Origin of the sequence: Halioglobus japonicus (assembly GCF_001983995.1) — a bacterium.
In the GTDB taxonomy this organism is placed as follows: domain Bacteria; phylum Pseudomonadota; class Gammaproteobacteria; order Pseudomonadales; family Halieaceae; genus Halioglobus; species Halioglobus japonicus.
Genome location: NZ_CP019450.1, coordinates 86392 through 101420 on the forward strand (window position 1 = coordinate 86392; position 15029 = coordinate 101420).

Below are 15029 nucleotides of genomic sequence, written 5' to 3' on the forward strand. Positions count from 1 at the left end.
TCGGGGGTTGGCCTGTAATCGTTGTGACCCCAGAAGCTCACTTCAGTGGAGAGATTTGTATACTTGAAGTCTGCAGGGATTCTTGTTGCAGCACTGAAAGCTGTACCACAGGCTACTACCAACAGGCTAACGACAGCAGCCCTTGCAACCATTACAGGCTCAGCTTCAGATCTATAAAGAACTCATTGCGCTCATACTTGAACTGCGCCTCGTCGGAATCGCGGTCCTCATAGCGCCAGCCGATACCTGCTTCCAGCCAGCGGCGAAATGCCTTGGTTAAACTGAGCTCGACATTCAGGCGCACATCCTCACGGTCCGTGCCCTTGTAATCATCTTCCGCCCGCATGATAGCCAAGTTAGAGCGATAGCCTCGCTTAAACATATACAGCCAATCAAAAGTGTATTCCTTGGAGTCAATGAAGTCTCCCTGGCCATTGGTCTCGCGGGAGATCTGCGCTGCGCCAAAATCGAAATTAGAGTGCGTTCTCAAACGGTAGGTCACATCGACTTCCCATGAAAAACCAGTGGACTTGTCTCGTTCGCTGTCGTCAAAGTCTCGCTCATACCCACCCACTTTGACAGCACCTCGAGTACGACCGCTGGCCTCCCATTCTACGCCAACCAGCACACGGAGCTCCTGCGCATCCAGCGAGGACATGTCAGCCCGATCTTCAGCGTATTTGGTTTGCAAGTAAGAGGCATCCAGGACCAAGGCCGTTTTGGGGGCCACACCCCAGAAGAATTCACCTTGATAATGAGTCGCATCGTAGTCGAAATTTTGCGTGTAGCTTTCAAAATTGCGGTAATCCATCTCCCAGTATTCGGCGGTAGCCTCCAGGCGTCCCTGGCCGGTCTGGCTACCATAAATATAGGTGCCTCCCAGGCTATCACGGTCATACTCCAACGGTTCGCTGGTTAAGCGACCGACATCATCGCCTTCGGTGAGGCCAGTGCCGCGCTCCTCCGCTGCCCTGTGGTGTTCGGCGTAAAGGTTCAGCTCATTGCGCACATTAAAACGCTGGTGGATATCACCGCGAAAAAGATGACCGGTGAAGTCATCATCTTCACCGCTAGGTGTACCGGAATATCGCCTGTCCTGCAGCTCGTAATGGAAGATGTATTTGCTAGGCCCATTGTCTAGCCATACATCGAGCGTGGGCTGGGTGTAGAAAACCCAGGATTCGATTTCGTCATCCGCGCTGCGGTAAAGGTTGTCCACCCAGGCGGCATCAAAGAGCAGCGTGGGCTCAATTTTAAGCGGGCCGAGAGGAATATTCGCTGGCTGCAGGGCAGCTACCGGCGCACACGCGCACGCCAGCCCCAGGGCAATAATCCCGCGGCGCAAACGCCCATCCTGGCGATCAGATATGCCTTTATCCCTGGCAGAGTTCTTAATTGTCATTTAAACGGGAAAGACATCCGGTCACTTTGCAGCATTTCGCGACGATTTATATGGACTTCGGCGCAGTTGCCCATACTAATCAAACTATACCTCCGCAGCTAGGACAAATCTGTGACTTTGTGACACGGTTCCCCCACAGCGGGCAGGCCACGCGCGATCCACGCAAGAGACAGAATGGCCGCGAAGGTGACAGCATTCGCCGGAATCTGCATGTTGAAGTCCACAGCGGCGTGCAACAACAGCCAGACAATGGTCATAAGCACAGCAAATGCCGCACCTTGGTAAAGGCGAGTATGGCGCATCCTCAAGACTAGCCAGCTCTGCCAAGCCGCGGCCAACACCAGCGCACCCAGCACCAGTAGCACTGGCACCCCTAGCTCAGCAGCAAACTCGACATAATCATTGTGCGCGTGGTCCAGATACCCCTCAACGTTCGGGGGCTGAAAATTGGGAAAGATACCGTAGAAAGAACCGCCGCCAGACCCGGTCATTGGAAAGTGGCTGACGTAGTCCAGGCCTGGCTTGAAATAGTCCACACGAGCCTCGGTATCCGGTGCGGTCTGCTCGAGTCGCTCTACCACTTTGTCGAGGCCAAACCACTGCCCCAAGATGAGCAGATCCACCACCAAAAGGCTGCCCAGGAAGACGGGGATGCGCCAACTAAACCGCCGCTGACTGATGAGCAGTATGCTGCCGGTGACTCCCAGCGCCGTAAAGAACGCCACATTGCCCATTCTCGATCGCGTCAGTACCAGGGCAATCACCATTAGGGCCAGATAGATGCGCAGGCGCATTTTGGAGCTCAACATCAGCTGCAGATAACGGCGAATACGATCGCGCCATCCATTGGAAGAACGGGTACTGAGCTGCGAGAGGAGAAGCCCAATGCCCGCAGCAAGGCACATCACGAGATAGCCCGCATAGTGATTGCGATTCACAAACGTGCCGCTAGCGGAGCCGAGACTCGCGTACTTTTCAATCAGAAACCCGTATTCCAGGCCCGTCAGCACCATCATGGACCCATAGATAGCCTGAGCGGTGCCGGAAAAAACGAGGGTCTGCAGGAGAAGTTTCATCCTGTCTGCCGTGTTTACCAGGGCGACTGTCAGGAAGAATGCGCCGGTAACGGCCAGGCCTTTCAGCAGGTATTGACGAGTGGCCTCGGGGTCTAGCGATATGGACGCTGGGCCTTCTGTAAGCCACCAGGCATCGGCCTGCGGGCTGACCAGGCCAAGCAGCCATCTGGGCAAGGGCAACAGTTGCAATAACACCCAGCACTGCACACCAAGTAGAGCCAGCAGCGGCCAGCGAGCAATACGCCAGACATCCCGCTGGAGTTGCGTTCTACCTGCTAGATACAACATAGCCCAGGCTGCACACAGAAGGGCTATGAGTGTGGTGAGCAGCATTGCACCCCAAACACGGTTGGACGCAAACGGCAGCGGCGCCCACACCAGCACTAACAGCAGGCAGGCGAACAGGCCTGCCTCCCATCGAGAGGGCTGTGGGCTCAACTAGAAGGGCTAACGGGGACGCCTGGGCCGCGGGGCTCAGGAGCTCCTACCCCTTGAGGGTAGGGCAAACCCTTCAGGAATGTTTCGCACTTTTCGAAGCTGAAAGTACTGATCGTATTCACCACCGCGTCATCTTCGGGGGCGATGGCATACACGGCATTCCCTACACTACCGGCAAATTCCTCCAGCCTCCCCGCAAGGCACATGCCGGCCAAGGTGGCCGCGGCCCGCGTAGTTTCATTGCCTACGCGCACTACCAGCACTGTGGCATCCTCGACACTGCGGCCATCATCCACTAGCAAATTGACCAACTCGTATGCGGGACGACCGTCGCGTTCCAACTGCATGACAGCGGCGACTGCCTCAGCGTCGCCCATAGGAACAGCCCAGGCGGTCGTAGTGAACACCAGCGGCATGCAAATAGTGAGGAAAAACCTGCTCATAATCATCTCCACCTGAGTCTGGGCAAATTGTAACAGCTGAGGGGGAAAGAGCTGAACCCATTGGGTAATATACACGGATGACAAAATACACAGCTGTGACCCAGTTCCGCACCGTGCTGGCGTATCTGACCCCGCATCGCGATCGATTGATCCTGATACTGGCTCTGCTGCTGTGCGTAAGTGCAGCTTCGATCGTGCCGCCAATGCTCGCAGGGGTGTTCACTCGCGGCCTGCTGCAGCCTGAAGAAGCGGCTGTTGGGCCATGGGCCATTGTCGGGCTTTGGTTGCTGGTGGCCGCTGTCAAAGCGGGGCTGAGCGCGGCGTCTAGCTATATCATCGGGCAAACCGGCATGGAGCTCACCCATGAGCTGCGCCAGCGTCTTTACGAACACATGCAGGTGCTGCCCCTGAGCTACCACCACAGCCAGCGGCGAGGCGATGTGCTCACCATTCTCTACGCCGATACCAGTCGCATCAGCCACTTCGTGACAGGCAGTGGGTTGCAGGCGCTCCCGGCGCTGGTGACTTTGCTGGCTGCAATGGGAATGATGTTGTGGCTGAACCCTCTGCTTGGCGGTATCGCGATGCTGTTTCTTCCCGGCTACATGCTGGCCATGAAAATACTGGGCCGCCGGATGCGGCCACTGTCTCGGCGCCTGGTGGATGCCGATAGCGCGAGCTATTCGGTAATGGAAGAAAACCTGGGGATGCTCCCAGCCATCAAAGCATTTAACCGGGAGCCATTGGAGAACCGCCGTTTTGGCGAGAGCCTGCAACACCTGCTGGCGGTATCGCGGGAGCGCCTGTGGATTGACTCCCTGTATGGGCCCACGATGAACCTGATCGGCAGCGCCGGTTTGGTCGGCGCACTGGCGCTGGGTTACCAGCAAATTCAGGCAGGCCAACTTGAAGCACCTGAACTGGTGTCGCTGATGTTCTATGCGATGCTGATGATGGGTCCGCTTCAAAGCCTGGCCAATCTGTATGGCCAACTTCAAGCAACAAGGGGGGCAGCTGAGCGCATTGTTGATTTTCTCAATGAGCAGCGAGAGCCAGAAGATAGCGGCGCAACCAACTTGCAGGCAACAGGCGCGAGCATCGATTTCTGTGAGGTCAGCTTTGCCTATCCGGGGAGCTCACAGGTACTGGAAGCCTTGAATTTACATATTGATGCAGGCGAAACTGTGGCGATCACCGGGCCCAACGGGGCGGGGAAATCCACCCTCGTGCACCTGCTAATGAGGTTCGCCGACCCGGACGCTGGCGTGATTCGAATCGGCGGTGTCGATACGCGGGAAGCGACCATAAAATCGGTACGCAATGCTATCGGGTTAGTCGCTCAACGGGTGCTGCTGATCAATGGTCCTGTGCGGGAAAATATTGCATACGGCAAGCCTGGCGCCTGTAACGCTGAAATCGAGGCTGCAGCGATTTCCGCTCGGGCTGACGACTTTATTAGGGCGCTACCAGATGGCTACGACACCGTGATCGGCGATCAGGGGGTGCGCTTGTCAGGTGGCCAGAGGCAACGGCTGGCGCTGGCACGGACATTGTTGAAAAACCCTGCGATTCTGATTCTGGACGAGGCAACGTCAATGTATGACGAGGAAGGTGAAACAGCATTCATTCACGAATGCGGCCAATCCCTGACAGGCAAAACAGTACTGCTCATCACTCATCGCGAGAGTACGCTGGCACTCGCCGATCGAGTAATACGCCTGAAGTAAACTTGCGTCAGCTTGGGATCAGCCGGATAAGCTCTACGCCTTTGGGCAGCTCATCAAAGGGCGTATCAGTGTTGCAGCCCTTTTCTGCGTTCTCTTCTACCGCGAGGCAATATATCGGCGCACCGTATTGTTCGGGCGGGCGCTCGGCAAAGCCCTGAGCCGCCTGTTCGGCCCGATCACGTGCCTCGACAAACAATGGCGAGGCAGTCCAGATATCTTTTATAGAACGCTCATGCAAATTACCGGCCGAACGTTGCAAGTGAATACATGCCTGCACATTGCCATAGGGGTCAATGTCTACTCCCTGAACACCAACCGAACAAGTCGCGGTGACCGAGCAAGACTGACTCTGCCGCCCCTCAAGTTCCGATTCCAGCAGAGGATTTCGAGAACTGAGCTCAGCACGCACCACATCCCACACGGCACTGGAAGGTTGCAGCTCCAGTGGCGCAGTATCACCATTGTCTCGAGGGGCAACAGGCCCCTGGCAGCGCAACCGCACTCCAAGGGCATCAGACAATAGAAACATTTCCGAGATCTGATGCTGATTCCATTTCGTTGGCGTGCACACCATATCTACCCGGAGCCCCGCAGATACCGCCTGCGCGACATTCGCCATCAGGCGCTCAAAACTACCCGCCACCCGCGTCTGGCGGTCGTGAACTTCGGCATTGGCGCCGTGGAGGGACACTTCAACCTTGTAGGGGTCGACCTCATCACGCATGCGCTCGATATTTCGAGCGCCAAGGGAATGGCCGTTGGTGCGTATCGTCGTCGCAAAACCGAGTTCGCGTGTTAGCGCACCAATAGCGAAGAAGTGCGGGTGTAGCATGGGCTCACCACCCGTCAGCATGAGATACATGGTCTGCATCTCGGCGAGGTCGTGCAGCAGCGTTCGGTATTGCGCAAGGCTCAGGGCCTCGCCCGGTTTGTCTCTATCGTTGTAGCAGTAGAAACAATCCAGATTGCAGCCGTAAGTAAGCTCAAGGGTGACATCATGGAGAAGGCGTTGCTCGCGAATACGGCTGAGCACAACACGGCTATAGTGGTCGGCTGTCATGACTCAGCCTGTTGGCTCACCAGCTCCTGTGCCTGCAATTCAGCGATAAAATGCGCTATATCGTCAGACGCCCTGGAAAACGTCACTTCGTAATTTGCAGAGACAGAGGTGGCCAGTTGAGCGATCGTAGCGCCCGCCTTTAATTGTTCGAGTAATTCAAGGCCCAGTTCATTTACCACGACAATCTGGTCGCGATCGAGCTGAATAACAACCCCTTCGCCAGCTACCGCACGGTACCTGGCGCGGGGGGAGAGAGTAAACACAAAGGGCCCAGCTATGATCCGAGAGTAGAACATTGTAGAGGCACACTCTTCCCTGGCCCGTTGGGATTGGGCGGCGGCCCACAGGTCGAGGCGGCAGCCTCCAAGCGTTCAATACTAATCACTTTTGGCGGCTGGTAGGCTTTGCGCACTTTCTGCCCAGCCCCACTGCGAGTATCATTGTCGTGCTTTTGTGTACTCACGTATTCTCTCCCACCTGAACCTTGCTGATGAGCCACACTACCGCGCATTCAGCGCAGGGTCACCCTTTACGTCATAAATCAGCGGCATGAAATCCCGAATCACGCCTACATTGGCCGCCTTGGCGGCCGTTGCCGCGTTGCCAATCGATTCATTGGTCTCAAAAAGCCCTTCAGCCAGGCTCATGCCTAGCGTATGCGCATCCGCATCAAGCGATGCTCCAGCAGGCGCCAGCGCAGCAATGGCGCCGCCATCGGGGTTGAGCACAAGTGCCGATGCCAACGACAAGTAATTAGGATACCAGTCGTTGCCCGCGGAACAGGTAAGCGCAGAGAATATCGGGCGGCCAGTATTTGTGAGGCTCGCTGCTGCGCTTTCATTAAAGAAGTTCTCTGAATAGTTACCCAGCTGCTGGGTGGAACCGTGACCATCATAAGAGACATAGCCGGAATTCCAGGTTTCAGGGTCATTGAACGCTGTGCGCACGGCGGTGCCACTCACGTGAACGTTCTGCTCAACCGTAAAGAAGCCGCCCTCGTTGCCCAGGTATGCGCCCTTCTCCACGGTATTGGCAGGGAAATCGCCAGCGGAATCAGCGTTGTCGGCAAAAAGTACCGCCTTGTCATGCGAGGCGAAGTTGCCGTAAAGCAAATCTTCCTCATAGGCCTGCATTTTCTGCAGATACAGCAAGCCATCTTCATTAGTCGTTACCGCGATTCGACCTATGGCCAGGTCATTACGGCCATCATTGCCGAGCAATGCGTCATCAGACGCCACGATAGACCACGGAGTTGACACGAACCGCACAGGGAGAACGCCATCGCCGTATCCCATCCGGTCTTTCAAATCGAGGCTGCCCTTGCCCAACAGCACCACGTAGGAAGGCACCTGACTCCAGCGCTTGCGGACTTTTTCCATAAATAACGTCACTGCAGCCGGATCCTTGCGGCCCTGGGCGTATTGGTCGTAGATGTCTTCCAGCCATACAATCTTGACCGCGCCAAACATCTGACGGCGATAGCTTGCCAATTCCTCAGCAAACTCGGTAAGCGAGCGAGGCGCGATGATCAGGTAATCAGAGCCATTGGAACGCTTCTGCAGAGAGGACCGCTCATCAATCGCGACTTCAGGAAGTGCAGCTGTACCCTGTTGCATCACCACATAGTCTGCGCCAGCGAGTGCGTCGAAAGAAGCGATAAAACCATCGGTGCCGCCGTCCACCACTGCAACGTCCTGCCGCACGGATGAACCACCATCGGCCACTTCATACACACTGATCTGATCGCTAGAAAAGCCAGAGACCGACTGGAGGCCTCCCACGGCATTGTGCACGCGTAAAAAACCGTCTTTTGCAACAGGTTGGCGCTGGTAGTCGAGTTCAATGTCATCAACATAAACCCGGCTTCCGCCATCTGGAATACCTGAAATTGTCAGCGCTACCGTATTGGTGCCATCCATCATAAGATAGTCCTGCACAGCTGCCGCGCTGATGACCACTTCCTGAAAGCCATCGAAACTTTGCGCTGCCACATCGACACCGTTCAGCGCTACCGTCACATAATGGTCGTCGCCCGTCTGTAATTCGCTGGCTCCACGAAGGCGCACCCGCAGGTTCGCATTACCAGATACATCGGGATCGGGGGCATCGAATGTAAATTCACGGGTAATAAAGTCGGGAAAACCGGTGCTCAACACATCCCAGAACCAAAAGTCTGCCTCGGGCTCCTCGGCAACTGCCCATGGGATGTACACCATGTCCGGCTCTTCTTCGAACAACAGGGTCTCTGGGAAGGCAGTCAGAGCAGTTTCTGCGGGGCCCTCACCCACGGCGACGGCCATTCTCAGCGCACGCTTGCCACCACCGAATTTCAGGTGATAGGCATTTTCGCTCGTGAAGAATGTATCGTATGTCTCTGCAACAAATTGAATCGAATCGCCCGCGGCGTCGTAGTACCAGGCCACACCTTTGCGGGCATTACGCAGCACGAGTCTGCCCTGGTCTGCTCGATCACGGATGCTTGCCTCGGATTTGCCCATCTTCAGTGCAAGCTCGGCAATCGAAACGCTTTGGACCCCGTCACCCTGGGTATATAGCCAAACATGTCCCGAGGGCGGCACAGACTCTTTGGCCGAGACAGCAGCAAGATCGCTACCGCGGAAACTATTGCGTGATAGTTTTGCGGGCGATGGCAGCGCTTGTCGCTCAGCGCGGCTCACTCCCATGCCGTGGGGCTCGCGACGACGCCCTACAAAGCCGCCGCTAATAGCCTGCCACTCGCCCCACGTTGCCTGCTCGCTGCTACGCGGTGCTGCCTGTGTACCGGCACTGGCGGCAATCAGGCCGAGCGCCAGCGCCGCTGCGCCGATGCCAGCTCTCGCTGCATTGTACTTGCCTGATAGTGGCATTAACCTCTCCCATCGATTTGATAGATCGCACGCTGTCATCCGGACAGCCAAAGCGATCTTGACCCCCAATTATCGTCCCTATCACCTTCCCTGTAAACGTTGCTGCGGACCACAAATGCACCGTGATATGATCCGCGTCACACAACGAGCAAAAGGTTGTCAGATGGAACTCGCCACCTGGGGCGAACAGCACGTAGATCTCTCGTTCGCCGGCTTCCAGTTCCGCATTGAGGGGCTGACGCAGGAGCAGTGTGCGCCCATCAGGCAGCGCTATGGCTTAAACCCTGATCAGGCGAGCATCCAACGCTGCCAGGCCACCATTTGTGCCGCTGAAAAGGCTTTTCCGAGGCACTCTATAGAGCGCTATAACGACCCTCAAACCGGCTACAGACAATTGATTGAAGAAGTTGCCGACTCCAAACTGAGCGTGGAGGGTGTCGACTACCGCGGCGAAATCAGCCTCACCCCCGACGCCGGTGGAGTGCTGTACACCAACACCGCCACCGAGGCCGCTACCTCGGTGGTGTTCGAAAACTTCCTGCGAATCCTCAGCGCACTCATGGCTCTAGAGTTGCGTGGACTGCTGCTGCACAGCGCCGGGGTCGTCATCAACGACAAGGCGTACTTGTGCCTGGGTCGCTCAGGCGCTGGTAAATCAACCCTCGCCGCCAAAGCACTAGAGGCCGGCGCGACTATCCTTAGTGATGACGGTAATCTACTACTCCCCTCCCCAGAAGGCGGCTACGAGGTAGCACCAGTACCCTTCGCCGGAGACCTCGGGCAGACAGCGTGCCAGGGTAACCGCCCCTACCCCGTAGCGGGCTTGTTCTGGCTGTGCCAAAGCGATGAACTGGCTGTAGAGACCCTGTCTCCGGGGGTCGCCTTCGGCCGGCTGATGGCCTGTGCCCCAACAGTGAATTCCCTGCATTCACGCGGACCCCAGCTGGAAGATGTTCTGCTGGAGATTCTTGCGATACTCCCATTTCACCAGCTCAAATCGCGGGCAGGGGATGACTTCACGACGATTTATTCCCGCATACTTGAGGCTAACCATACATGACCTCAAGGGCGCATATCGCTGAGGTACTGCGCGAGGGCGAGGCACTCAAGCTGACTGTCAATGGCGAGTGTATGATGCCCACATTGGGTCCTGGGTCCTGTATTACAGCCCAGAAAGCGAACAAATACCTACCCGGTGACGTTCTGGTGTTCACCACCAGCCATGACAGTATGCTTGTGCACCGCTTACTTGGCACTCTTCCCGGAGAACGCCTGCTATGCAAGGCAGACCGTGAACCTCGGCCAGACGCCCTGCTCCCCATAACCAGGGTCGTGGGGCGGGTTATTGAAATTGAGGGCCAGCCGCTGCGCACCCAGGCCACGAAGCGCCTAACATGCTGCTTGGCCTTCGCCTGGCACCTGACCCGGCTAGCCACGGCAAAGCTAGTACCGAGGAAAACCGTTTAGTTATCACTAATACCCAGACTCCTCCGGGAACCCGCTTCCACTAGATTGTGACCCAATGGCGTGAACGTGCTCACAAACTGTAAAAGCCCCATTTGTAGAAAAGACCGCCGCTGATATAGTTGGAAAACGCTTATTCGATGAAGCTTGGATACCATGCTGCTATCACGCCGCGCCCTTGCACTTGGCACGGGACTTTTGCTATTGAACAACCCTATCGCCCACGCCTTTGATTTTGATTGGGGCAGTGTAACGTGGGTTGATGGTGATGATGGTCCGCAAATTTTCAATGACGTAGATGGTTCCGGCGTGACCGTGACCGTGACCGTGACCGGAGACGTCGCTCAATTGACAAACAACACGCCCGCGCTGTTCGACGTTGGAGGCAATGACGAACTTAGACTCTTCCCAAACTACTCGTCCACCGCCCAATCGGTTACCGCGCAAATTGCATTCTCTACCCCTGTGTCGGTGAGCCAGCTCATTATTAAAGATATCGACAGCCTAGATTTCTTTGGATTTGGTTTCAATGACGCGGTGGAAGTTCAGGGCAGCGATGGCGTGAACCCGGTACTGGCGGATAATGTCACTGTAGGCTCTGCGGTAACGGATGCCGGGGACAACATTAACTATGATTCTCAGACATTTACGTCGCTGGGTTACACAGACACAACAGGCTGGCTTACAACCAATTTCAGTGACCCCAATGCGCTGGTCACTTCCATAAGCATCACTCATAAGCCTCTCGACAATTTTGATGACCCTATAGGTCAAGCTATAACCATCTCCGATTTTTCGTTTACGCCTGGCAGCGATAGAGGAGATGCGCCCTCAACCTACGGCGATCCGCAGCACAATGCGTCGGGCAATGTCATTTACCTGGGCGACATCGCGCCAGATTTCGAAAACACCACCCCCCACGCTGTCCCTGGAGCAGATGCTGTAGGCGACGACGACAACAACCTTAACGATGAAGACGGCGTAACATTCACTGCCTCTGCTGGTGCCACTCCAAATGCGCTAACGGCAAGCATCGAGACTATCAGCGAGATTGCAACTCACTATGTTTGTGCCTGGGTAGATCTCGATAACAGTGGCAACTTTAGTGATGACGAAGGGCGCTGCTCGGATAGAACCAGCACGTCGGATGCCTTGGATCCACCTATTGAGCTTACGTGGTCGGCGGATACGGGTGTTGTCTCCAGTTACGCAAGGGTGCGCATCTCCTCTGATGTTCTCACAACAAATGACTTTGACACCGTTGTGAGCGATGGTGAGGTTGAGGACTACCAACTTATCTACGACCCCACCTCTGTAACCATTGGCAACATTGAACTGGAGCCTGCCTCAGTAGACAGTTATCTGAGCGAGTCTGGCACAGGCGAAATGGACACCGCCTCACTTTATCGCGTCTTGCAGGTCTGGGCACCGGCGCTGGCCGCACAGACCAATCCCGAAGACCGCGATGCAACACTGCAGGCTCTGACCAGTTATCTGGACCCCGACGGTGACGGGCAGGTAGCGCTGCTCATCTGGGAAACGCTCGAAGAACAAGGCACACTGGGCTTCTACGTGGAGCGCAGAACCCCGGGCGGCGAGTGGCAATCCGTGAACGAGAGAATGCTACCCTCGCTGCTCATCGCGCCCATGGGTGGGCAGTATCAGCTGGTAGATCCCTCCGTGTCCTCAGGCACCTGGGAGTACAGGTTGATCGAGCAAGAGGCCCGCGGCGGCAAGAACACCTACGGGCCATATGAACTGGAACTTCGCTAGTAAGCTGTTGTGCGTTGCCCCGTATCAGGGTGACGCGTCCAGCGTGAACGGACCGTATGTCCGAGTACTGCCTCGCGCCTCCTGCTCAATCAGACGGTAACGCAATACCTGCTGAAGGTCCGCCTCGGGGTCGAGCAACTGATATTCCGCACCCATGGGCGCAATGGGTAGCGCTGGCAGCATCCGCTGGTTAACCCTGTTCCACCCCCCCTCGCTTCCGCGCCGCTCAACGTAAAAGCCCAGGGTACCGTACTCCTCCAGCGTCTCCCAAATCAACTGCGCGACCTGGCCATCACCATCGGGATCAAGATAGTCGATCAACGCGACGGCGATGTCTTCGCGTGAGGCATCGCCCAGCAGTTCAGCTTGATTTTCGTCCCAGCTGGCGAGCATTGCCAGCAGAACCTGTTCCGGCGCCCCTCTGGGTCCCAGCAACTGTTCGATCGGCATTGCCTCGAGGCTGAAGCTCGCCAGGGTCACCGCGGTAGGATCTACCACAATCTGGTAGTCCTCCACCTCTCCATCACTGGCTTCGCCAGCGGCGTCTGCCGCAGTGAGTGCGTCTGTACTGATCCGAACACGCGCGTAGGTAGAGTAGGGTACCGAGGTGGGCAAGCCCGTCCAGACGAACTGCACAGGTGTCTGAGGCCCAGCCGAATTAGTTGGGACGGGCACGCAGCCGGGCGTCCCAAGATCAGTCGTATCGAAACTGCCATCACCGACCGCGCCCGACGGTACATCCAACCAGGCGCAGACCGTTGCAACCGTATTGGCAAAATTATTGACCGTGACGCTGGCCTGGATAGTGCCCGGCGAGGTGTAAGTAAAGACAACCCCGTCCTCATCGTTACCGGCACCCACCTCGCTCGTATCATTGGTGTCATCGCCGTCAGCGCCCGCATTGGACTGGGAGCCGCTTTCGAGATCGGGCGGAACCACACCCAGATATGGCCCAGCGGTCAAAAGAACGTTCTGCCGATCAAAGACCCAATATGCGACCTGCTCCGTCGTATGTTGTCGCTCGTCATCCTGAATGGTGTCTTCGTCAATGCGTAAATTTATCAGACCAGAGTTCGGCGGTTGTGGCTCATCGATAGGCGGCGTACCAAAAAGCACCGCCCAACCACCATTGAACCCATCCATCGCCGCCAAAGTTGCGACCCCTGAAACGTACTCAGTCGTCGCTGGCGTAAGGGTGTATCCGGGAGGGGTCGAGGGATTGGTCACTCCTTGTATAAAATCAGACCCCAGAGCCACCTCATAGGCGACCCCATTTTGTGCTTCAAGCCCAGTCGTGCCTGACTCAGTCTCAACTATAACGTATCCGAGCGTTTCGTTTGCGCGAGGCCCATCATCTTCGAGGATACCCACATCCTCTGCTACATGTTTGCCCACACATATACCATCGGCATCTGGTGGAGATAGTTCCGACACGCAATCATTACTCCAGAATACAGAGAAGCGCTCGTCGTTAAATGTCATCACCTGCCCGAATACGGCAGGTTGCACAAATGGAACCAGCGGTGTGACATCCGCGGTAGAGGCCGGGTCCCAAAAGGTAGGCTGAACCCCATAATTTGTCACGGTTGACGTTACCGTCCCTGCCAGGATGCGACGACCGTCTGGGAGAGTCTGTTCACCTGATTCAGCAACCAGGCAGGTAGCATCCCAGTCTACTTGTGCAGAAAACGCCTTCCCGGGACGCTGTGCTCGAATTTGGAAACTACCACTTCCGACATTGCGCACACGCAAGACTCTCTCGTCATCACCAACTGAAGGCAATACCGGGGTACACACCACGACCGGACTGACGAACTTCCCTCTCAAATTGACAGTGACCCAATCGTCGTTAGAGCCCGAGACTTCTCGCGTTTCAATGAGCGCAGCTGCAGAATGCGAAGCATCCGCATAACCATCGATATCGCCAAAATCGCTGAAAGCAGCGCCCCGCTCAAAGCTAAATCCAGATATGCTCGACCCTTGAACCGTGGGGTTGTCATTTGGAAACGGGTACACCGGAAGCTGTTCCACGACCGGAAACCAGGTCAAGACTATTCTCTCGATGGCTTGCCGACCTTCGAAGCCAAAGGTGAACCTGGACTCAGGCCCATAAGACGAACCGGTCGTGACCGCGGGCCGAACGCCATTCACTCCAATCACATCATGTTGAGCGCCTGGTATAAAACTAGTGGGCGGCACACTCGTCGCGACAGATACAGGAAAACCCTCAACTCGATAACCGTCAGCAAAACTGGAACCACCACTATCGCCGGCATCAACATCGTTCACCTCCACTGTATCTACACTGACACCGACCGGAGTACTTCCATCCGTTTCAAAAAACTCAATCGTAATCTCGACCCGTTGATCGGGATTTGCAGCACTGCTGCCGTGATTAGCCGCCAGTTCAAGCTGACCGAAGGGGGCACCAAATGCGCAGCTATTCGTGCAGGGAGTACCTTCCTCGAAAAGGCTCGAGGCATCTTGCACGTCCTGCGGAGTTATGGTCGCCCTCACGAGAATATCAGCACCCACCCCAGACACAGTATCAACATAGGTGAACACACCGCTGCCAAGATCAGTGCGAGTGGCAGCCGCCCAGTCAAAGCTATAAGCGGAAGACTGCGTGGCCGCCAGCCCTGTACTCAAGGCTAGGGCAATTGTTATACCAATATTCGTTATTCGCATATGTTGAATCTGTTCCGAAATGATGAGTCAGCGCAGGCATCCCACCCCTGCGTATTGGGGCCTTGCGGGTTCAGTTTTGAGGCGCGCACAG

At 56.1% G+C, this 15029-nt stretch carries 10 protein-coding genes; 3 read left to right on the top strand and 7 right to left on the bottom strand.

The features are described 5' to 3' along the window. Positions 1-151: 151 nt before the first annotated feature. From BST95_RS00445 to BST95_RS00455, 3 genes are all read right to left on the bottom strand, one after another. A complete protein-coding gene (locus BST95_RS00445; RefSeq protein ID WP_084197709.1) occupies positions 152-1402 on the bottom strand; it encodes an outer membrane beta-barrel protein in 1251 nt (416 codons plus the stop codon). A gap of 98 nt (positions 1403-1500) precedes the next feature. After that, positions 1501-2766, bottom strand: coding sequence for an O-antigen ligase family protein (locus BST95_RS00450; protein WP_169843804.1), 1266 nt, complete (start codon positions 2764-2766; stop codon positions 1501-1503). A gap of 146 nt (positions 2767-2912) precedes the next feature. Then, positions 2913-3359 carry a hypothetical protein gene (locus BST95_RS00455; RefSeq protein WP_146004255.1) on the bottom strand — a complete coding sequence of 149 codons (447 nt, stop codon included), beginning with the start codon at positions 3357-3359 and terminating at the stop codon, positions 2913-2915. A gap of 77 nt (positions 3360-3436) precedes the next feature. Between BST95_RS00455 and BST95_RS00460 the strand changes: the two genes are divergently transcribed. Continuing rightward, complete coding sequence (locus BST95_RS00460) at positions 3437-5086, top strand: ABC transporter ATP-binding protein (RefSeq protein ID WP_084197711.1); 1650 nt, start codon at positions 3437-3439, stop codon at positions 5084-5086. Positions 5087-5093: 7 nt separating this feature from the next. On the opposite strand, the gene BST95_RS00465 is transcribed toward BST95_RS00460, so the two are convergent. From BST95_RS00465 to BST95_RS00475, 3 genes are all read right to left on the bottom strand, one after another. After that, positions 5094-6146, bottom strand: a complete 1053-nt coding sequence (locus tag BST95_RS00465; RefSeq protein ID WP_066059432.1) for a radical SAM/SPASM domain-containing protein — start codon at positions 6144-6146, stop codon at positions 5094-5096. Then, positions 6143-6409, bottom strand: coding sequence for a PqqD family peptide modification chaperone (locus tag BST95_RS00470; protein WP_169843805.1), 267 nt, complete (start codon positions 6407-6409; stop codon positions 6143-6145). The genes BST95_RS00465 and BST95_RS00470 overlap by 4 nt, the downstream gene beginning before the upstream one ends. Before the next feature lie 237 nt (positions 6410-6646). After that, a complete protein-coding gene (locus BST95_RS00475; protein ID WP_169843806.1) occupies positions 6647-9013 on the bottom strand; it encodes a C25 family cysteine peptidase in 2367 nt (788 codons plus the stop codon). A 163-nt stretch (positions 9014-9176) separates the two neighbouring features. On the opposite strand from BST95_RS00475, the gene BST95_RS00480 reads away from it, so the two are divergent. Continuing rightward, positions 9177-10073, top strand: coding sequence for a hypothetical protein (locus BST95_RS00480; protein WP_084197713.1), 897 nt, complete (start codon positions 9177-9179; stop codon positions 10071-10073). A gap of 608 nt (positions 10074-10681) precedes the next feature. After that, positions 10682-12250, top strand: coding sequence for a GEVED domain-containing protein (locus BST95_RS00490; protein WP_146004256.1), 1569 nt, complete (start codon positions 10682-10684; stop codon positions 12248-12250). 24 nt (positions 12251-12274) lie between these two features. On the opposite strand, the gene BST95_RS19490 is transcribed toward BST95_RS00490, so the two are convergent. Next, positions 12275-14899: a GEVED domain-containing protein gene (locus BST95_RS19490; RefSeq protein WP_146004257.1), complete on the bottom strand. Its 2625-nt coding sequence runs from the start codon at positions 14897-14899 to the stop codon at positions 12275-12277. Positions 14900-15029 lie beyond the last annotated feature (130 nt).

Bases quoted from the DNA above. Each gene is read 5' to 3' on its own strand.
- BST95_RS00445 (WP_084197709.1), bottom strand. From the start codon at position 1,402: ATGACAATTAAGAACTCTGCCAGGGATAAAGGCATATCTGATCGCCAG.
- BST95_RS00450 (WP_169843804.1), bottom strand. From the start codon at position 2,766: ATGTTGTATCTAGCAGGTAGAACGCAACTCCAGCGGGATGTCTGGCGT.
- BST95_RS00455 (WP_146004255.1), bottom strand. From the start codon at position 3,359: ATGAGCAGGTTTTTCCTCACTATTTGCATGCCGCTGGTGTTCACTACG.
- BST95_RS00460 (WP_084197711.1), top strand. From the start codon at position 3,437: ATGACAAAATACACAGCTGTGACCCAGTTCCGCACCGTGCTGGCGTAT.
- BST95_RS00465 (WP_066059432.1), bottom strand. From the start codon at position 6,146: ATGACAGCCGACCACTATAGCCGTGTTGTGCTCAGCCGTATTCGCGAG.
- BST95_RS00475 (WP_169843806.1), bottom strand. From the start codon at position 9,013: ATGCCACTATCAGGCAAGTACAATGCAGCGAGAGCTGGCATCGGCGCA.
- BST95_RS00480 (WP_084197713.1), top strand. From the start codon at position 9,177: ATGGAACTCGCCACCTGGGGCGAACAGCACGTAGATCTCTCGTTCGCC.